Here is an 18,680-nt window from a genome sequence, read left to right as displayed (position 1 = left end):
GAGCACCCCACCGCCGCTTGACAAACATAGAAGCGTCTCGCTCAATCAACGGGGTGGACGTTCCGCTCGCTCAATCAACGGGGTGGACGCTCCGCTCGCTCAACCCGGGCGGACGCTTCGCTCGCAATCAACGGGGAGCCTAGAGACGCGTAATCCAGCGACGGATGCGTTGTCCGCCGGACAACGCGTCCGTCGCCGGATTACGCGACTGTCCGCTACCCGCCGGGCGTGAACTTCACGTCGGCGGTCTTGCTCCACTTGCGCCGGTGCGGTTTGGCCGGGCCCAGGAAGTCGTCGATGACCGGACCGAAGACCGCGGCGTTCATCAGCAGGTCGATGTGGCCGCCGCCGTGCGCGTGCAGCGTAGCGCGGGGGAGCAGGGTGTTCATGATGCGGGCGTTCACCATCGGCACGATCGGGTCGTCGGAGCCGGCGATGATCAACGTCCGCTGCCGGATGGCGGGCAGCGCGAACAGCGAGGTCCAGACGGACCCGGCCATGAGCTGGTGGACGTAGCCCTTGAACGACCCGGCGTGCAGCTGCCGGACGAACAGTTCGGCCACTTCCTGCCCGCTGTCCCGGACGACGCCGCCGTAGAGATCTGCGGCGATGGTGGCCCCGTACGACGGGTCGCTGAACCGTTTGGGCGTCACCATCTTCGACAGCACTCGGGGATGGCCGGGCACCATGATCGCGCCGGTGCCCGTGCCGACCAGGATCAGCCTGCGGCACCGTCGCGGGTTCTGGAAGGCGAACTGCTGAGCGAGCGCGCCGCCCCACGACAGCCCGAGCACGTCGACGGCGCCGATCTCGAGTCGGTCGAGCACGCGGCCGAGCACCCACGCCAGATACGGGAAGCCGTAGGGCAGCGGGGACGTCGGGGACTCACCGGTGCCGGGCACGTCGAAGCGCACGACGGGCCGATTCGGATCGAGGTGTTCGACGAGTGGGTCGAGGACTTCCAGGCTCGCGCCGATGCCGTTGCACATGACGAGCGGAATGCCGATGCCCGGCCGATACCGGACGCGGATCCGCTGACCGCCGGTCGCCAGATACAGGTCGTGGGGATCGGTGTCGGTCGGCTCGGTGTCGGACAGATCGGTGTCGGGCGGCGTCGCAGGGCTGGGGACGGTGGTGGCCATGTGGCCCTTTCTGGTCGGTTCGCAGCGGAAGTGTCGCGTCAGGCTTCGAGAACGTACGTTCCGGGGGCCGGCGCCAGCGGTTCGAATCCCGCGGTGCCGAGGGCCGACGGTGCGTCGATCTCGGCGCCGCCGTGCTCCGCCAGCCACTGGATATGGTCGGGCCACCACGAGTCACTCTGCTTCTCCGCGGTCTTCACCCACTCGTCGGCCTCGACCTCGGCGTCGACGGCCGCGGTGCGGAACGAGGCCTTCGGGTTGCCCGGCGGGTTCACCAGCGAGGCGATGTGTCCGCTGGTGGACAGCACGTAGCGGTTGTTCTTGCTGCCGAGCAGCGCGGCGCTGCGGTAGGTGGCCTGCCACGGGCAGATGTGGTCGGCGATGCCGCCGATCACGTAGGCGTCGCACTCGACGGCTCCCAGATCGACCGGGGTGCCCAGCATCGTGGCCTTGCCCGGCGTCACGAGGTCGTTCCCGACGCCCATCATCACCATGTCCTTGTGCAGGGCGGCCGTCATCCGAGTGGTGTCGGCATTCCAGAAGAGGACGTCGAACGCCGCGGGGGCGCGTCCCTGGATGTAGTTGTTGACCCAGTAGCGCCAGACGAGATCGGTCGGCCGGAGCCAGGCGAACATCTCGGCCATCGCCCGGCCGTCGAGGTAACCCTTGGCCGACGACTGCCGGATGGCCGCCTCGGCGGCGCGCTCGCTGGTCAGCGACGACGCGAAGCCGGCCTGGTTCTGGTCGAGCACGGTGACGGCCAGGGACAGCGAGTTGATCTTGTCAGCCTGGCCGACGGCCGCGAGATGCGCGGCGACCATGGCGGCGAGGATGCCGCCGGAGCACGTGGCGAAGACGTTGGTCCCGTCCGCTCCGGTGATGGTGCGCGTGGCGTCCAGGGCCTCGATGATTGCCTTGCCGTACTCGTCGAAGCCCCAGTCGCGGTGGCGTGCTTTGGGATTCCGCCAGGAGATGGCGAAGACCTGCTGGCCCGACGCGACGTAGTTCTCGATGAGGCTGCGGCCCGGCGCGATGTCCATGATGTAGTACTTGTTGATCACCGGGGGAACCATCAGCAGGGGCACCTCGCTGACCTGCTTGGTCTGCGGCGCGTACTGGATCAGCTCGAACATCCGGGTCTTGAGGACCACGGTGCCCTTCGACGTCGCCACTGTCTCGCCGACGCTGAAGGCGTCGGGTTCGACCATCGCGGGCACCCGGGGCTTGGACGCCATATCGCGCACGAAGGCCTTGAAGCCGCGGTACGCCGAGACGCCGCCGGTGTCGATCAGAGCCTTCCAGCCGAGCGGATTCAGAAGAATGTTGTTGGTCGGGGCGAGGCCCTCGATGATGTTGTCGAGAGCGAACCGGACCTTCTCGGCGTCACGCCACTCGAGGTCGGCGTCGTCGTAGAGCTTCTCGACGGTGTCGGAGGCGGCGAGGTAGGCCTGCTCGACGCGGTGGAGCAGGGGGTTCTGCGTCCACGCCGGGTCGGAGAAGCGCTTGTCGGAGCGAGCCGGCGCCCGGTTCGATCGGCCGACGGTGATGTCTCCCAGCTCTTTCGCGAGGCCCGCGCCGCGTTCGGCGAGGGTGATCGGCTGCTTGGCCAGCGACAGCCCGAAGCGGGCCATCGCCGCGTTCGGGGTCATCCGGCTGGCGAACGACTTGGTGGAGTTGATCAGCAGCAGGTCGAGCGGTGCGGCGATCTCGCCTGCGGCGGCTTGGTTGGTGGCGATGGTCATGGTTCAGGCCTCCCTGGTCGCAGCGGTGGGAACGGTGATGTCGCGCTTCTGGATCTTGCCGGTGGCGCCGGTGGGGAGCGCGTCCAGGAACCAGATCTGGCGGGGGTACTTGTAGGCGGCGACGCGCTCCTTGACGTACTCGCGCAGTTCGTCGACGGTGACCTCGACGCCGGCCTTGAGCTCGACGGCCGCGCCGATGTCCTCGCCGAGGCTCTCGTGTGGAATGCCGATCACGGCGGCCGCGGCGACCGCCGGATGCTCGTAGAGCACTTCTTCCACTTCGCGGGGGTAGACGTTCATTCCGCCGCGGATGATCATGTCCTTGGTGCGGTCGACGATCCGGTAGTAGCCGTCGGCGTCCTTGGCGCCGACGTCGCCGCTGGAGAACCAGCCGTCGGCGTCGATGGCCTCGGCGGTGGCCTCCGGCAGGTTCCAGTAGCCCTTCATGATGTTGTGGCCCTTGATCTGGACCTCGCCGGGCTCGTCGACTCCGGTCTCGTTGCCCTCGGCGTCGACGATCCGCATCTCGACGCCCTCGATCGGGGTGCCGATGGTTCCCGGCTTGCGGGGACGGTCGGGATGGTTGAAGCAGGCGACCGGCGACGTCTCCGAGAGGCCGTAGCCTTCGAGGATGGCGGCGTCGAACGCGGCCTCGAAGTCGACGATCACCTGGGCCGGCAGCGCGGCACCGCCCGACGCGCACACGCGCAGCGAGCTCGCGTCGTCGCCGGGACGACGGGCGGCGACGAGGGCCGAGTACATGGTGGGCACGCCGAGGAAGATCGTGACCTTGTCGGCGGCGATGGCCTCGAGAACGCTGATCGGCTCGAACCGGGGGATGAGCGTCAGGCTCGCCTGCGCGATCACCGATGCGTTCAGCCCGCAGGTCAGACCGAACACGTGGAACAGCGGCAGGCAGCCCATCATGACGTCGTCGGATTCGGCCCCGAACAGGGTGCGGACGCAGATCTCCGCGTTCCGATGCAGCCCGATGTGCGTCAGCTCGGCGCCCTTCGGCTTACCGGTGGTTCCCGAGGTGTGGAGGATGACGGCGGTGTCGAAGTCGTCGCGGGCGACCGGCTCGCTCTGTGCGGCGGCCGCACCGATCGCCGCCGTGAGTTCCGCGTCGGCGAGGACGCACGCCGCACCCGCGGCCTCGGCGCCCGCCTTCGCCTCGTCGGCGAACGCCGGGACGGCGAACAACAGCGACGCGGTCGTGTTCGACAGGTAGTACGCGATCTCGCGCGACTTGAGCAGCGGGTTCATCGGCACGGCGACGGCGCCGGCCCGCAGGATGCCGTAGAACAGGATTGCGAACTCGGGGACGTTCGGCAGCATCAGGCCGACGCGGTCGCCGGGCTCGATGCCGCGGTCGGCGAGCAGGGTGGCCACCTTGGCGGCGGCCTGATCGAACTCCGCGTACGAGTACGTCGCGTCACCGCACTTGAGGGCGGTGTGTTCGGGCCGCGAGGCCGCTGCCTCGACGAGGTTCAGACTGAGGTTCGCCACGATCGGTTCGCTTTCGGGTCGGGTGCAATTCCTACTCTTCAATGGTGGCGGTTCTCACTCCCCGAGGCCATGGTGTGCGCACTAACGTACCCACGAGTACGGTGTGCACACGCACAATCACTCGGTCGCGCCGTGCTCGGGAACCCGGAGTCGGGCGTCGACCTCGAAGGCCAGACAGAGTTCGGCGAGCTGCCTCGGCGACGACGTCGACCGACCGGTCAGCTCCTCGATCCGGCGCAGTCGATGCCGAACGGTGTTGCGATGGACGAACAGTTCCTCGGCTGTCGCGGTGACGTTGCCGTCCGCGGTGACCCACGCGCGGAACGTCTCGACGAGGGGGTCCCGATCCTCGGGGGTGAGCGCGTAGAGCCGCCCGAGGACCGATGTCGCGAGGTCGACGCTCACCTCCGGCGTGCTGACCGCGGCGATGCTGAGCACCGAGTCGTCGAATTGGGTGACGCCGGTGCCGGGACCGTTGAGGGAGACGCGGGCGTACTTGAGCGACTTCGCGGTGTCCCCGAGTTCGGCGAACGGGGCGCTGACGCCGACCCGGCCCGTGGCGAGGCGCGTCAGCAACGACATCGCCGCGGTGCGGGCCTGGGCCGACGGGGTGTGGATGAGGCCGATCTGCTGGTCGGGGAGGAGTCGCCAGGCCGAGTAGAGGTCGAGCCCGCGGAGTTTGCTCTCCACGCCGGGCAGGGGCTGACGGCCCACGGTGGTCGCCGCCGCGGCGACGGCGAGGTACGGGCCGCGGGTCGGCACCGGACGGACCCCGGGGGCCGCCAGCCGCAGCATCGACGCCACCTCCCAGAGGCTCGCCTCCGACGAGATGCGGCCCTCGAGGAGGTGCTCGGTGAGTGCGGCGCGTTCGGCGGCGTCGTCCAGGATCTGCTCGGTGGTGTGCTCGCGGTGCGCGTTCGCCACCTCGGTGGCGAAGCGGTCGTAGCCGTTCCAGATCCGCTCCGTGGCGGCGAGCACCGCGTGTCGCGAGAAGGAGGTGTCGGACTCGGCGACGGACCGGAACTCCCGCCACACCATCTGGAACGCGATCCGGTAGGCGTGCATCAGGGCGGGCAGCGGCACACCGAGCGCGGCTCTGGACGAGCCGGTGTGGCGGGCCGACTCGGTGTCGAAGTCCACGTCGGAGGTGATCGCGGCGATCACGTCCAGCAGGTTCATCCGCACGACCGTGGCGGTCCGCTCGCGCGGCACGACCTCCGCGGTGGCGTAGTAGTCGATGTCGTGGTGGATCGCCGCCGTGACCCGGTCGATGAGGTCGTCGACACGCAGGGAGAGGATCTCGCCGATGCGGGCGAGTTCAGCGGTCGTCTCGGGTGACTCGGGGCTGGGCGGCGAACGGTGCGGAGTGGACGTCACACAGATGATTGTGGCCGGTCGAGGTCGACGGGTGCGCAGCTTCCGAGGTTGCCGGCCGCCGGCTCGCTAGACTCGGTCACGTGAGCGCTCCGATCCCCACCCCGTACGAGGACCTGCTGCGACTGGTGCTGGAGACCGGCACTCCCAAGGCCGACCGCACCGGCACCGGAACCCGCAGCGTGTTCGGTCATCAGATGCGGTTCGATCTGTCGGAGGGCTTTCCGGTGATCACCACCAAGAAGGTCCACCTGAAGTCGATCATCTACGAATTGCTGTGGTTCCTGCGGGGCGACTCGAACGTGCGGTGGCTGCAGGATCGCGGGGTGACGATCTGGGACGAGTGGGCGTCGCCGGAGGGCGAGCTGGGGCCGGTGTACGGCGTCCAGTGGCGCAACTGGCCGACGCCGTCGGGCGAGCACGTCGATCAGATCGCCGTCGCCCTCGAGACTCTGAGGAGCGATCCGGACTCGCGGCGCAACATCGTGTCCGCGTGGAACGTCGGCGAGATCCCGCAGATGGCGCTGCCGCCCTGCCACGCGTTCTTCCAGTTCTACGTCGCCGGCGGCAAGCTGAGCTGCCAGCTGTACCAGCGCAGCGCCGACCTGTTCCTCGGTGTGCCGTTCAACATCGCCTCGTACGCGCTGCTCACCCACATGATGGCGCAGCAGGCGGGCCTGGAGGTCGGCGACTTCGTCTGGACGGGCGGCGACTGCCACATCTACGACAACCACGTCGAGCAGGTCCGCGAACAGTTGTCGCGCGACGCGCTGCCGTACCCGACCCTGCGCCTTCGCAAGGCCGACTCGATCTTCGACTACGACTTCGACGACGTCGAGGTCGTGGACTATCACTCTCATCCGGCGATCAAGGCGCCGGTGGCCGTCTGACCGAGGAAGGAGCCGACATGACCATCACCCTCGTCTGGGCGCAGGACCGCGCCGGAGCCATCGGTCGCGGCGGCACCATTCCGTGGCGGGTGCCCGAAGACATGAGGCGCTTCAAGGAGCTCACCGGCGGCGGCACCGTGATCATGGGCCGGAAGACGTGGGAGTCGCTGCCCGCCTCGGTCCGGCCGCTGCCCGGCCGTCGCAACATCGTCGTCACCCGTGCGGTCGGCTACCGCGCCGAGGGCGCCGACGTGGTGAACGGACTCGACGCTGCGCTCGACGCAGCGGGCCACGTGGCCGCCGTCATCGGCGGAGGCGAGATCTACGCCGCGGTGATGGACCGGGCGACGTCGTTGCGAGTCACCGAGATCGACGTGCTGGTCGACGGCGCCGACGCGTTCGCCCCCGCCGTGGACCCCGACCGGTGGGAGTCGGCGGAGACAGGGGAGTGGCTGTACTCGTCCACGGGCACCCTGTATCGCTTCGTCGACTACGTCCGGCGTCATCCGTGACCTGGTTCACCGACGGTTCCGACTACTCGGCGTATCGGCCGACCTACCCGGCCGAGATCGCCTCTGCACTCGCCGCCGCCGCGCCGCGAACCGACTCGGCGGTCGATGTCGGCTGCGGCACAGGCCAGCTGACAGTCCTTCTCGCGCAGCATTTCTCCCGGGTGCTCGGGATCGATCCGTCGGACGACCAGATCCGGAACGCGACGCAGGCCGCCGGAATCGAGTATCGAGTGTGCCCGGCCGAGCGGCTCGACGTCTCAGACGGGTCGGCGTCGCTGATCACCGTCGCGCAGGCGGCGCATTGGTTCGATCTGCCCGCGTTCTACGCGGAGGCCCGGCGCATCGCCGCCGACGACGCGTTACTCGCGCTCATCACCTACGGCGTGGTCCATCTCGACGACGACCTCGCCGAGCGGTTCGACGTCTTCTACCGCGACGAGATCGGACCGTACTGGCCGCCCGAACGGCGCCATGTCGACAACGGCTACGCCGACCTGGACTTCCCGTTCGACCGGGTCGAGATTCCGCCGATGGCGATCGAGCGATCGTGGACGCTGGCGGAGTTCGTCGGTTACCTCGGAACGTGGTCGGCCGCCAGGCGTGCCCACGAGGCCGGGGCGGGCGGACTGCTGGACGCCCTCGCCGAGGATCTGGCCCCGGTGTGGGGAGACGGGCGCCGCACGGTCCGCTGGCCCGTCACCGTCCTCGCGGGCCGGGTGGCGTGAATGGCCCTGCAGTCGCCGGAGACGCTCGCGCACCTGCGCCGGGCGCGCGACCTGATGGACCGGGAGTACGCCGAGCCGCTCGACGTCCCGACCATGGCGCAGCGCGCCCTGATGTCGACGGCGCACTTCAGCCGTGAGTTCAAGACCGCCTACGGGGAGACGCCGTACGGCTATCTCGTGACCCGTCGCGTCGAGCGGGCGATGGCGCTGCTGCGGTCGGGGATGAGCGTCACCGACGCGTGCGTGGCGGTCGGCTTCACCTCGCTGGGGTCGTTCAGCAGCACCTTCCGCCGACTGACCGGTGAGACACCGAGCGCCTATCGCGCCCGCGACCACGACAGCCTCGAAGGGCTGCCGTCGTGCATGACGAAGATTCTGGTGCGCCCCATGCCGTTCGGGTCAGGATGACGGCGACAGGGAGCCGATCTGGAGAACGAGCAGATATGGAGAAGCGCCCGACTCCGATCGGCCCTAGCGTTGAGGGCATGACAGACATCGAACTGACTTACTGCCCGATCACCGTCGACGACATGGAGGCCGCACTCGGGTTCTACCGGGACGCGCTCGGCCTCGAAGTGGTGCGCGACGTCGCCAACGGCGACCACCACTGGGTGACCCTCGGCCTGCCGGGCCAGCCCGCCATCGAGATCGTGCTGTCGCAGCCGGGCGGCGGACGGTCGCCGGAGGACGCGGACGCCCTGCATCGTCTCGTCGCCAAGGGGATGATGCCGCCGATCGTGTTCCGCACCGGCGACCTCGACGCGATGTTCGAGAAGGTGTCCGCGTCGGGAGCCGAGGTGCTTCAGGAGCCGATCGAACAGCCGTGGGGACCGCGCGACTGCGCGTTCCGCGATCCCGCGGGCAACATGGTGCGGATCAACGCCGCCGGGTGACGTCCGCGCACGGCCACCATTAGGCTCGTGGACGTGAACACGTTCCAGCGAGTCGCCCGCGGTATCAATAAGCTCGTCGCACCCCTCCTGACGGCTCCGGTCGTCGGCGGAGCGCTGTCGAAGTCGATGACCGAGATCACCTACACCGGACGGCGGAGCGGCAAGACCTTCTCGCTGCCCGTCTCCTATCAGCGGCGCGGTGCCGACGAGGTGATCGTCGGCGTGGCGATGCCGGACAAGAAGAACTGGTGGCGCAACTTCCAGCCCGGACCGTCGCCGATCGGGATCCGGCTGGACGGCGTCGACCGGACCGGGTCGGCCGTCGCCAAGACCGGGGAGAAGGGCACGGCGGTGTTCATCACGCTCGACCCCGCGTCCTGATGGCGGCGGCCCGCCCCGATCTGTCACTGCCTCAGGCCCGCCGGATCGCGCTCGCCGCACAGGGATTCACCGATCCGCTGCCCACGGGCGAACCGACTCGACGACATCTCGCGAGGGTCGTCGACCGCACTCGGCTGATCCAGATGGACTCGGTCAATGTTCTGGCCCGCGCTCATTACCTCCCGATGTTCAGCCGTATCGGCGCGTACGACGACGCCCTGCTCGACCGTGCCGCATGGCGGCCGACGACGCGGAGCCCGCGGCTGCTCGTCGAGTACTGGGCCCACGAGGCGGCGCTGGTGCCGATCGACGACTGGCCGCTGATGGGCTGGCGAATGGAGGAGTACCGCGACGGTCGGTACCGCCACTCGCGAGAGATTCTGCGCCGCAACAGGTCTCAGGCGCACGACGTGCTCGCCGTGATCGCGGACAACGGGCCGTCGATGCCGCGGGACATCGAGGCGGAGCTCGGCATCACCCGCTCGGCTCACGAGCGGGGCTCGTGGTGGGCGCGCGGCGAGGTCAAGCATCTGTGCGAGGCGATGTTCGCGGCCGGCACCCTCTCGGCGGTGCGGAGCGAGCACTTCCACCGCCGGTACGACCTCGCCGAGCGCGTGGTCGGAGCCGACCGCGTCGATGCCCGAGTCGATCGACGAGACGCGCACCGGGAACTGGTCGCGCGGTCGGCGGCCGCTCACGGAGTCGGCACCGTCGCCGATCTCGCCGACTATTACCGGCTCAAGACCGCCGACGTCCGCGAGGTGCTGCCCGATCTGATCGACGCGGGCGAGGTGAGCCTTGTCGGAGTCGACGGCTGGGCCGAGCCCGCCTATCTGCACTGTGACGCACGAACGCCGCGGGCAGTCCGACGCTCGGCGCTGCTCTCACCGTTCGATCCGCTGGTCTTCTTCCGTCCGCGGACTCAGCGACTCTTCGACTTCCACTACCGAATCGAGATCTACGTTCCGGAGCACAAGCGCGTGCACGGTTACTACGTGCTGCCGTATCTGATGGACGAGGAGCTCGTCGCGCGCGTGGATCTGAAGGCCGACCGCGCCGCGGGGACCCTGCGCGTTCTCTCCGCTCATCTCGAACCCGGCGCCGACCCGAGCGCGGTGTCGGACTCGCTCGCGTGTGATCTCGGGCGGCTGGCCGCGTGGCGCGGCCTCGACACCGTGGATGTCTCCGGCGGCGGCGATCTGGCGAAGCGGCTGACGGCTGCGGTCGCGGCGCAGCGGGACGCATAGGCTGAGCCGTATGAACTCCCGACAACCGCGTCGTCTCCCGCTCGACGGCGTCCGTGTGCTGGAACTGGGCAATTACATCGCGGCGCCGACCGCCGGGCGCATGCTGGCAGACTTCGGCGCCGAGGTCATCAAGATCGAGCGCGAGACCGGCGATGAACTGCGCAACTGGCGGCTGTACGACGGCGAGACGTCGATGCTCTTCCGCACCATCAACCGGAACAAGAAGTCCGTGGTGCTCGACCTGCGCACCGAGGAGGGCCGCGACGACGTGACAGCGCTCGCCGCACAGTGCGACGTCGTTCTGGAGAACTTCCGGCCGGGCACTCTGGAGCGGTGGGGGATCGGCCCGGAACAGTTGAGCGAGGTCAATCCCGACCTGATCTTCGTCCGCATCTCGGCCTTCGGCCAGACCGGGCCGTACGCGGAGCGCCCGGGCTTCGCGGCGGTCGCCGAAGCCTATGGCGGCTTCCGCGAGCTCGTCGGTGATCCCGATCGCCCGCCGGTGCGCGTCGGGGTGTCGATCGGCGATTCGATCGCCGGGCTGTACGGGGCGTTCGGCGCGGTGATGGCGTTGTACGAGGCGTTGCGCCGCAGGGATGAGAGCCGGGCCGACGGCGAGCCCTCGACGTCGCTGCCGCTGAGCGACCGCATCGTCGACGTCGCGCTCAACGAGTCGATCTTCTCGATGATGGAGTCGCTGGTTCCCGACCTCGGCGCGTACGGCGTCAAGCGCGAGCGCACCGGCGGCCGGATGGAGGGCATCGCACCGTCGAACGGATACCTCTGCCGGGACGGGAGTTCGGTGGTCGTCTCCGGCAACGCCGACGCGATCTTTCCGCGCTACATGCGGGCGATCGGCCGTGACGACCTCGCCGACGATCCGGACCTGGCGACCAACGACGGCCGGTGGCGCCGCCGCGACGAGATCGACGACGCCATCGGTGAGTGGACCGGTGCGCGGTCGCGCGAGGAGGTGCTCGCCGCGCTCGACGAGGCGGCCGTTCCCGCCGGTCCGATCTACACCGCCGCCGACATCGTCGACGACGAGCAGTACAAGGCGCGCAACATGATTCAGGAGTTCGACGTCGACGCGGGCGGCCCCGATCCACGTCGGGTCGCGTTCCCCGGCATCGTCCCCGTCCTCGGCGAGACGTCGCTGCCGATCCGTTCGGTGGGACCCGACCTCGGCGAGCACACCGACGAGATCCGCGAACGGTTTCTGGGAGGGCGACGATGACCGGCCGATCACCGACTGACTACTCCCGGGTGGACCTGCGTGATGTGACACTGCGCGACGGTCTGCAGCTCACCGGCAAGGCGCTCGACGTCCCGACCCGCGTCGCCCTGGCGCGCACATTGCTGGCAGCGGGTGTGCCGGAACTCGAGATCGGCTCGATGGCCCGGCCGGATCTGGTGCCGCCGATGGCGGGCTCGCTGGAGGTCGTCGCCGGGCTCACTCCCGAGGAGCTCGAACGCTGCTGGATCTGGGTCGCGACGCCGCGGCACGTCGCGGCCGCGGCCGCGGCCGGAGTCCGGAACTTCCAGTACTGCCTGTCGGTGTCCGACGCGCACAATCGGGCCAACATCGGCCGCACCGCCGAGGACAGCGTCGCCGCGATGCCGGAGGCCATCGCGGCGGCGAAAGAGATCGGCGGCCGGATTCAGCTGTGCCTCGCCACGGCGTTCACCTGCCCGTTCGACGGCCCGGTGGATCCGGACCGGGTGCGCGCGATCGTCGCCGATCCGCGCACCGCAGACGCCGACGACGTGGTCCTCGCCGACACTCTCGGGCAGGCCCATCCCGATCAGGTCCGGGACCTGTTCGCCTCGGTGGCGGCACGGGATCGTCGGCTCGTCTTCCACGGCCACGACACCTGGGGGATGGGCGTGGCGAACTCGCTGGCAGCGGCCGACGGGGGCGCAGTCCTGGTCGACGGCGCGCTCGGCGGGCTGGGCGGATGCCCGTTCGCGCCCGGCGCCAGCGGCAACACCGCGAGCGAGGATCTCCTGTTCGCCACGCGACCGGACTACCTGACCCCGGCCGTGCTCGCCGATCTGGTCCGCGCCGGAGAGAATCTCCTCGGCGAGCTGGGTGAGGCGTCGAGATCGCGGACGGCGCAGGGCGCGCGGTCGAAGGCGGACGCCTTCGCCTGGGTGATCGACGGACAGTAGCGCGGCGCCGGGTGCTCGGTGCCGGGTAGTGGGTGCTCAGTCCGGCGCCGGGCTAGACTTCTGCGCGCACACTAAACGGAAGGGTGGACAATTGTCCGTCACGCACAACGGCAAGACCTACGAGCTCGTCATGTTCGATCTCGACGACACGCTGGCGCCGTCGAAGACCGCGATGAGCGATGAGATGGTCGAACTGTTCCGCGAACTGCTCGCAGGCAGCCTCGGCTGCATCATCTCGGGCGGACAGTACGGCCAGTTCCAGTCGCAGGTGCTCGATCGCCTCGGGGACTTCCCCGACAGGGCGAACCTCCACCTGATGCCCACCAACGGCACCCGCTACGTCCGGTGGTCGGAGGACTGGGAGACCGTGTACGCCGAGGATCTGTCCGACGACCAGAAGGCCCGTGCGATGCGCGTCGTCGAAGAGGGCGCCCGCGAGCTCGGTCTCTGGGAGAGCGAGACCTGGGGGCCGATCCTCGAGGACCGCGGCAGCCAGATCACCTTCTCGGCCCTGGGCCAGTCGGCACCGGTCGACGCCAAGTCCGCCTGGGACCCGGACGGCCGGAAGAAGGAGTCGCTCCGCGCCTACGCCGCCGATCGACTGCCCGACCTCGAGGTCCGCAGCGGCGGCTCCACCTCGGTCGACATCACCGCCAAGGGCATCGACAAGGCGTACGGCGCACGGCGGCTGATGGAGATCCTGAACCTGACCACCGACGACATCCTGTTCTTCGGCGATCGCCTGGACGAGGGCGGCAACGACCGTCCCGTCGCCGAACTCGGCATCGAATCGATCGCCGTTCACGGGTGGGAGGACACCTACGCGAAGCTCGGGGCGATCGTGCGCGCCTGACCGCTTCGCACCACCAACGCGTCGAACGCCGAAAAGTCGGACATTCGCTCGAGAAGATTCGATATACGCGTTGGTAGTGCGAGCGATCAGTTCTGCAGCAGGCTGGTGCGCAGCGAGGAGATGTCGGCCTGTGTCAGGCCGAGACCCTTGGTGAGGTAGCCGTCCATCGAGCCGTACACCCGATTCGCGGCGGCGAATGCGGAGTTCAGCATCGAGATGTTCACACCGTTGAACGGGTCGTTCGGCGAGGCGTTCCGGTAATGGTTGGACGCCAGGTAGTCGGCGTCGATCGTCGCGCGGTCGACGCCCAGGATCGTGAGCAGGGTGGCCGCGGTCCAGCCGGTGCGGTCCTTGCCCGCCGAGCAGTGGAACAGCGTCGTCTTGCCCGACGCGGCGGTGGTCTTGATCTCGAGGAGGGCCTTGCGGATCTGGGTGCGTGCATTCGCATCGGTGACGAACGCCGGGTACGCGGAGCTCACGTCGACGAGGGTGAGCGGGGAGACCTTGCCCAGGACGTCCGTCGTCACCTGGCGCGCACCCGGCACGGCCTTGTTCGGCTGGAGGGTGCGCTCGATGTCGGTGCGGAGGTCGACGATCGTGGCGAGGCCGCGGCCCTGCAGCTTCGCGACGTCGGACGCGGTCAGCTTGGACAGATTGTCGCTGCGCAGGACCAGGCCGTTGACCTGCTTGCCCGCCGCTCCGCGGTACCCCTCGAGCGTTCGGGTGTTGGTGGTGCCGGCCAGGCCGATCTCGCGTCCCGGGGTGATGACCGTCGACGAGAGGGCGGGCGACGCCGTCGCGGGGGCCGCGGACGCGGGCGCGGCGAGCGCGGGTGCGACCGCCAGCGGGGAGAGGAGAGCGGTGGAGAGGGCGATGACCGCGACGCGGCGGCGGGAAGATAGGTGTCTCACCCCACCGATAATGCACCACCGGCCCGCGCGTCGCAGGACGAAGCGGGTGCGCGACAATCAGAGCGCGACGCAATCGCAGCAGCCGTCCGCCATCGTTCCGAGGAGTTGACCTGAGTGTCTGAATTGGTGCCGTTGAAGGTGCAGCTGGTCGCGGCGACGCAGTTCACCGCGCCGGAGGTGGACTGGGAGACCGACGTCGACGGCGGCGAAGCGCTCATCGAGTTCGCCGGCCGGGCGTGCTACGAGAGTTGGCACAAGCCGAATCCGCGCACCGCGACGAACGCGGGATACCTCAGGCATGTGCTGGAGGTCGGACACACGTCCCTTTTCGAGCATGCGACGTGCACGTTCTACATCACCGGGATCTCTCGCTCGTGCACCCATGAGTTGATCCGCCATCGGCACTTCTCGTACTCGCAGCTGTCGCAGAGGTTCGTTCCCGAGCACGATTCCAATGTGGTCGCACCGCCGGCCATCCGGGGCGACGCACGCCTCGAGGAACTGTTCGTCCAGGCGACCGACGCCGCACGGAAGGCCTACGGCGAGCTGCTCGCCGAGCTCGAGGCCAAGTTCTCGGATGTGCCGAACGCGATTCTGCGGCACAAGCAGGCCCGGCAGGCGGCACGATCGGTGCTCCCGAACGCCACCGAGACCCGCATCGTCGTCACCGGCAACTACCGGGCGTGGCGTCACTTCATCGGGATGCGCGCCACCGAACACGCCGACGTCGAGATCCGGCAACTCGCAGTCGAGTGCCTGAGGCAGCTCCGCGAGGTCGCGCCGACGGCGTTCGGCGACTTCGAAATCGGCGAGCTCGCCGACGGGACCGAAGTCGCCACTTCGCCGTTCGTATTCGAGGGCTGATCGAGGTATTCGTCATGCCAGGCGGTAGCCTGAGCGGCATGAACTCCGCTGATTCGCAAAGCGCGGAACACCCGTTCGGGACTGTTTCGGTGGCCATGGTGACGCCCTTCACTCCGGAGGGGAAGATCGACCTCGACAAAGCCGCGGAGCTCGCCACCCATCTCGTCGACAAGGGATGCGACGCGATCGTCGTGAACGGCACCACCGGCGAGTCGCCGACCACCACGGTGCAGGAGAAGAACGATCTGCTGCGTGTGACCCTCGACGCGGTCGGCGATCGCGCGAAGGTCGTGCACGGTGCGGGCAGTTACGACACGGCGGAGTCCGCGCGCCGGGTCCGGGAAGCCGAGGACATCGGCGCCGACGGCGTCCTGATCGTCACGCCGTATTACAGCAAGCCGCCGCAGTCCGGCGTCCTCGCGCACTTCCGCACCGTCGCCGACGCGTCGAGCCTGCCGGTGATGCTCTACGACATCCCGCCCCGATCCGTGATTCCGATCGAGACGGACACCATCCTGAAGCTCGCCGAGCATCCGAACATCAAGGCCGTGAAGGACGCCAAGAGCGATCTGCACGCCGCGTCGAAGATCATGGCCGCGACCGATCTGGAGTACCTGTCCGGAGAGGACGCGCTGAACCTGCCCTGGCTGTCGATCGGTGCGACCGGATTCGTCAGCGTGATCGGGCATCTGGTGCCCGACCGCCTCCGCGATCTCCGCGCCGCGACCCTGGCCGGTGACCTCGCCACCGCACGTAGGCTGGCGGACTCGATGTCGCCCCTGGTGGACGCGATGGGACGGCTCGGCGGAGTCTGCATGGTCAAGACGGCACTGCGTATCACCGGTCTGGAGGTGGGGGATCCGCGATTGCCGCAGGTCGCGGCGGAACCCGCACAGATCGAGGCACTCATCTCCGATCTGCGTGCAGCCGAGGTGATCTCCTGATGGCAGACAACAGCAGTAACGAGAAGAAGTCGGGCGGCGGTCGTCGTCGCGCCTCGCGGAAGGCCGGCCCGCCCGCTGACCAGCCGCAGAAGAAGGCCGGGAAGAAGCAGCTCCCGCCGCAGGTGGCCGCCGCGACCGGCTCCGGCGTCACCGGCGACGTGATCGACCGGCTGCCCGCGCCGCCGAAGCTCGCCAAGGGCGGCCTGCGCGTCGTGGCGCTCGGCGGAATCGGCGAGATCGGCCGCAACATGACCGTCTTCGAGTACGACGGCAAGCTGCTGATCGTCGACTGCGGAGTGCTGTTCCCGGAGGATCAGCAGCCGGGCGTGGACCTGATCCTGCCCGACTTCGGCTACATCGAGGACCGCGTCGACGACATCGAGGCGGTCGTGCTGACGCACGGTCACGAGGACCACATCGGCGCCGTGCCGTTCCTGCTGAAGCTGCGCGGCGACATCCCGATCGTCGGCTCCCGCTTCACTCTCGCGCTGGTAGCGGCCAAGTGCCGTGAGCACCGGCTGCGCCCCAAGCTCGTCCAGGTGGCCGAAGGCGACCGTCAGGACTACGGCGTCTTCGACTGTGAGTTCTTCGCCGTCAACCACTCGATCCCCGACGCGGTCGCCGTCGCGATCCGCACACCCGCGGGTCTGGTCCTGCACACCGGCGACATCAAGCTCGACCAGCTGCCGCTCGACAAGCGGCTCACCGACCTCGCGGGTTTCAGCCGCCTGGGAGACGAGGGCGTCGATCTGTTCCTAGTCGACTCGACCAATGCCGAGGTACCGGGCTTCGTCACCCCCGAACGCGAGATCGGCGGGGTCCTCGACACCGTCATCGGCAAGGCCCGCCAGCGCGTCATCGTCGCGTCGTTCGCGAGCCACGTCCACCGCATCCAGCAGATCGTCGACGTCGCGCACCGCCACGGACGCCGGGTCACCTTCGTCGGCCGGTCGATGGTTCGCAACATGCAGATCGCCCAGGACCTCGGTTACCTGACCGTCCCGGACGGCGTGGTGGTCGACATGGACACCGCGGCCACCCTGCCCGACCATCGACTGGTCCTCATCTCGACCGGATCGCAGGGCGAGCCGCTGTCGGCGCTGTCGCGCATGGCGCGCGGTGAGCACCGGCAGATCAACATCCGGGCCGACGACCTCGTGGTCCTCGCCTCGTCGCTGATCCCCGGCAACGAGAACTCGGTGTTCGCCGTCGTCAACGGCCTCGCGAAGCGGGGAGCCACGGTGGTCACCCAGGCCAGCGCCAAGGTGCACGTCTCCGGTCACGCGTCGGCGGGCGAACTGCTCTACCTCTACAACGCGGTGCGTCCGTCGAACGCGATGCCCGTCCACGGTGAGTGGCGGCATCTGCGCGCGAACGCGGCTCTCGCCGTCGCCACGGGCGTCCCGGAGGACCGTGTGGTCCTGGCCGAGGACGGCGTCGTGGTCGACCTGGTCGACGGCCGCGCCCAGATCACCGGACGCGTTCCGGTCGGATACGTGTACGTCGACGGCCTGTCGGTCGGCGATGTCGGCGAGTCGACGCTGTCGGATCGCCTGGTCCTCGGTGAGGGCGGCTTCATCGCCATCACCGTCGCCATCGATGCGGCGACCGGTGCCACGGTCAGCAAGCCGACGGTGTCCGGTCGCGGCTTCTCCGACGATCCGGGCGCGCTCGCCGCAGCGGCGGACCTGGTGAACAAGGCGCTCACCGAGCTCGCGAACGAGGGCGTCACCGATACGCATCGCATCGCTCAGGGTGTGCGACGCGCCGTCGGCCGCTGGGTGGGTGAGAAATACCGCCGTCGTCCGATGATCGTGCCGACCGTCATCGCGGTGGGGGAGAGCCGGTGAGCCTGGCCCGTTCGGAGCGGGCGGCGCTGGTCGCCACGATGCGGGCGACCGGGCCGGACGCCCCGACGCTGTGCGCGGGCTGGAACAACCGGGATCTCGCGATCCATCTGATCGTGCGCGAGCGGCGTATCGACGCCACGGCGGGGATCTTCGTCGGCTCGCTGTCGGGGCACACCGCCGCCGTCACCGAGAGTTACGGCGACAAGCCCTGGGACGAACTGCTGGTGATGCTGGCGGAGGGACCCCCGTGGTACTCACCCTTCCGGGTCGCCGACCGCTACGTGAATCTGGCCGAGATGTTCGTCCACCACGAGGACGTGCTGCGCGGGGGAGCGGACCCCGCCGGTCCGTTCATGCCCCGGCAGATCTCGGCCGACCTGCAGAAGGCGCTGGAGCTCCCGCTCCGTACCGTCGGGCGCCGGATCATGTCCACGTCGCCGGTCCGGACCACGCTGAGCACGGGCGACGGGCGCGACCTGATGACGGTCGGTCGCGGGGAACCGGTGGGCGTCTCGGGCACCGTCGGCGAACTCCTGCTGTTCGCGTTCGGACGCGCACCGGTCGACGTGGAGTTCTCCGGTTCCGCGGCCGCGGTCGCCAGCCTGCGGAGCACCAAGCGAACATTGTGAGTCGGTTACGAAATCGACACGACCGTGACCTCACGTGTGTTGCCA

The 18,680-nt window shown here is 69.0% G+C and carries 19 protein-coding genes; 14 read left to right on the top strand and 5 right to left on the bottom strand.

Features of this window, described 5'->3' with window-relative positions; translation table 11 throughout:
- Positions 1–215: 215 nt before the first annotated feature.
- From SCNU_RS16165 to SCNU_RS16150, 4 genes are all read right to left on the bottom strand, one after another.
- Positions 216–1,142, bottom strand: coding sequence for an alpha/beta fold hydrolase (locus tag SCNU_RS16165; protein ID WP_009680474.1), 927 nt, complete (start codon positions 1,140–1,142; stop codon positions 216–218).
- A 38-nt stretch (positions 1,143–1,180) separates the two neighbouring features.
- Positions 1,181–2,881: a PHA/PHB synthase family protein gene (locus SCNU_RS16160; protein WP_009680473.1), complete on the bottom strand. Its 1,701-nt coding sequence runs from the start codon at positions 2,879–2,881 to the stop codon at positions 1,181–1,183.
- Between the two features lie 3 nt (positions 2,882–2,884).
- Positions 2,885–4,390: a long-chain-fatty-acid--CoA ligase gene (locus tag SCNU_RS16155; protein ID WP_009680472.1), complete on the bottom strand. Its 1,506-nt coding sequence runs from the start codon at positions 4,388–4,390 to the stop codon at positions 2,885–2,887.
- A gap of 117 nt (positions 4,391–4,507) precedes the next feature.
- On the bottom strand, positions 4,508–5,767 hold the full coding sequence (locus SCNU_RS16150; RefSeq protein WP_009680471.1) for a PucR family transcriptional regulator: 1,260 nt from the start codon (positions 5,765–5,767) through the stop codon (positions 4,508–4,510).
- A gap of 80 nt (positions 5,768–5,847) precedes the next feature.
- Between SCNU_RS16150 and SCNU_RS16145 the strand changes: the two genes are divergently transcribed.
- From SCNU_RS16145 to SCNU_RS16100, 10 genes are all read left to right on the top strand, one after another.
- On the top strand, positions 5,848–6,654 hold the full coding sequence (locus tag SCNU_RS16145) for a thymidylate synthase (protein WP_009680470.1): 807 nt from the start codon (positions 5,848–5,850) through the stop codon (positions 6,652–6,654).
- A 17-nt stretch (positions 6,655–6,671) separates the two neighbouring features.
- Positions 6,672–7,166 (top strand): dihydrofolate reductase, encoded by a 495-nt coding sequence (locus SCNU_RS16140; RefSeq protein WP_009680469.1) that lies wholly within the window; start codon positions 6,672–6,674, stop codon positions 7,164–7,166.
- Positions 7,163–7,891 carry a class I SAM-dependent methyltransferase gene (locus SCNU_RS16135; RefSeq protein WP_009680468.1) on the top strand — a complete coding sequence of 243 codons (729 nt, stop codon included), beginning with the start codon at positions 7,163–7,165 and terminating at the stop codon, positions 7,889–7,891. The genes SCNU_RS16140 and SCNU_RS16135 overlap by 4 nt, the downstream gene beginning before the upstream one ends.
- The gene (locus SCNU_RS16130; protein WP_009680467.1) at positions 7,892–8,299 is read left to right on the top strand and encodes a helix-turn-helix domain-containing protein; all 408 of its coding nucleotides are present in this window, start codon (positions 7,892–7,894) and stop codon (positions 8,297–8,299) included.
- A gap of 77 nt (positions 8,300–8,376) precedes the next feature.
- On the top strand, positions 8,377–8,784 hold the full coding sequence (locus tag SCNU_RS16125; RefSeq protein ID WP_009680466.1) for a VOC family protein: 408 nt from the start codon (positions 8,377–8,379) through the stop codon (positions 8,782–8,784).
- 33 nt (positions 8,785–8,817) lie between these two features.
- A complete protein-coding gene (locus tag SCNU_RS16120; protein WP_040518658.1) occupies positions 8,818–9,165 on the top strand; it encodes a nitroreductase/quinone reductase family protein in 348 nt (115 codons plus the stop codon).
- On the top strand, positions 9,165–10,412 hold the full coding sequence (locus SCNU_RS16115) for a winged helix-turn-helix domain-containing protein (protein ID WP_009680464.1): 1,248 nt from the start codon (positions 9,165–9,167) through the stop codon (positions 10,410–10,412). Before SCNU_RS16120 ends, SCNU_RS16115 begins: the two co-directional genes overlap by 1 nt.
- A gap of 10 nt (positions 10,413–10,422) precedes the next feature.
- Positions 10,423–11,649, top strand: coding sequence for a CaiB/BaiF CoA transferase family protein (locus SCNU_RS16110; RefSeq protein ID WP_009680463.1), 1,227 nt, complete (start codon positions 10,423–10,425; stop codon positions 11,647–11,649).
- Positions 11,646–12,584 carry a beta/alpha barrel domain-containing protein gene (locus SCNU_RS16105; RefSeq protein ID WP_009680462.1) on the top strand — a complete coding sequence of 313 codons (939 nt, stop codon included), beginning with the start codon at positions 11,646–11,648 and terminating at the stop codon, positions 12,582–12,584. The genes SCNU_RS16110 and SCNU_RS16105 overlap by 4 nt, the downstream gene beginning before the upstream one ends.
- A 91-nt stretch (positions 12,585–12,675) precedes the next feature.
- Complete coding sequence (locus tag SCNU_RS16100) at positions 12,676–13,437, top strand: HAD-IIB family hydrolase (protein WP_009680461.1); 762 nt, start codon at positions 12,676–12,678, stop codon at positions 13,435–13,437.
- An 86-nt stretch (positions 13,438–13,523) separates the two neighbouring features.
- Here SCNU_RS16100 and SCNU_RS16095 read toward each other — a convergent pair whose 3' ends face one another.
- Positions 13,524–14,348, bottom strand: coding sequence for a tyrosine-protein phosphatase (locus SCNU_RS16095; protein WP_009680460.1), 825 nt, complete (start codon positions 14,346–14,348; stop codon positions 13,524–13,526).
- A 114-nt stretch (positions 14,349–14,462) separates the two neighbouring features.
- Here SCNU_RS16095 and thyX point away from each other — a divergent pair, with 114 nt between their 5' ends.
- Genes thyX through SCNU_RS16075 form a run of 4 tightly spaced genes read left to right on the top strand, consistent with a single transcriptional unit; the run spans position 14,463 to position 18,635 of the window.
- The gene (thyX, locus tag SCNU_RS16090) at positions 14,463–15,212 is read left to right on the top strand and encodes an FAD-dependent thymidylate synthase (RefSeq protein WP_009680459.1); all 750 of its coding nucleotides are present in this window, start codon (positions 14,463–14,465) and stop codon (positions 15,210–15,212) included.
- A 38-nt stretch (positions 15,213–15,250) separates the two neighbouring features.
- Positions 15,251–16,156 carry a 4-hydroxy-tetrahydrodipicolinate synthase gene (gene dapA, locus SCNU_RS16085; RefSeq protein ID WP_040518628.1) on the top strand — a complete coding sequence of 302 codons (906 nt, stop codon included), beginning with the start codon at positions 15,251–15,253 and terminating at the stop codon, positions 16,154–16,156.
- Positions 16,156–18,006 carry a ribonuclease J gene (locus tag SCNU_RS16080; protein WP_009680457.1) on the top strand — a complete coding sequence of 617 codons (1,851 nt, stop codon included), beginning with the start codon at positions 16,156–16,158 and terminating at the stop codon, positions 18,004–18,006. Before dapA ends, SCNU_RS16080 begins: the two co-directional genes overlap by 1 nt.
- Positions 18,003–18,635, top strand: a complete 633-nt coding sequence (locus SCNU_RS16075) for a TIGR03085 family metal-binding protein (protein WP_009680456.1) — start codon at positions 18,003–18,005, stop codon at positions 18,633–18,635. The genes SCNU_RS16080 and SCNU_RS16075 overlap by 4 nt, the downstream gene beginning before the upstream one ends.
- Positions 18,636–18,680: the final 45 nt, after the last annotated feature.

Origin of the sequence: Gordonia neofelifaecis NRRL B-59395 (genome assembly GCF_000192435.1) — a bacterium.
GTDB lineage: Bacteria > Actinomycetota > Actinomycetes > Mycobacteriales > Mycobacteriaceae > Gordonia > Gordonia neofelifaecis.
Note: the sequence above shows the minus strand (reverse complement) of the source record. Positions and strands in the feature narration are given on the sequence as shown.

What these genes read in the sequence shown, in the direction of transcription:
- SCNU_RS16165 (WP_009680474.1), bottom strand. Translation starts at nt 1,142, where the DNA reads ATGGCCACCACCGTCCCCAGCCCTGCGACGCCGCCCGACACCGATCTG.
- SCNU_RS16160 (WP_009680473.1), bottom strand. Translation starts at nt 2,881, where the DNA reads ATGACCATCGCCACCAACCAAGCCGCCGCAGGCGAGATCGCCGCACCG.
- SCNU_RS16140 (WP_009680469.1), top strand. Translation starts at nt 6,672, where the DNA reads ATGACCATCACCCTCGTCTGGGCGCAGGACCGCGCCGGAGCCATCGGT.
- SCNU_RS16130 (WP_009680467.1), top strand. Translation starts at nt 7,892, where the DNA reads ATGGCCCTGCAGTCGCCGGAGACGCTCGCGCACCTGCGCCGGGCGCGC.
- SCNU_RS16125 (WP_009680466.1), top strand. Translation starts at nt 8,377, where the DNA reads ATGACAGACATCGAACTGACTTACTGCCCGATCACCGTCGACGACATG.
- SCNU_RS16115 (WP_009680464.1), top strand. Translation starts at nt 9,165, where the DNA reads ATGGCGGCGGCCCGCCCCGATCTGTCACTGCCTCAGGCCCGCCGGATC.
- SCNU_RS16110 (WP_009680463.1), top strand. Translation starts at nt 10,423, where the DNA reads ATGAACTCCCGACAACCGCGTCGTCTCCCGCTCGACGGCGTCCGTGTG.
- SCNU_RS16105 (WP_009680462.1), top strand. Translation starts at nt 11,646, where the DNA reads ATGACCGGCCGATCACCGACTGACTACTCCCGGGTGGACCTGCGTGAT.
- dapA (WP_040518628.1), top strand. Translation starts at nt 15,251, where the DNA reads ATGAACTCCGCTGATTCGCAAAGCGCGGAACACCCGTTCGGGACTGTT.
- SCNU_RS16080 (WP_009680457.1), top strand. Translation starts at nt 16,156, where the DNA reads ATGGCAGACAACAGCAGTAACGAGAAGAAGTCGGGCGGCGGTCGTCGT.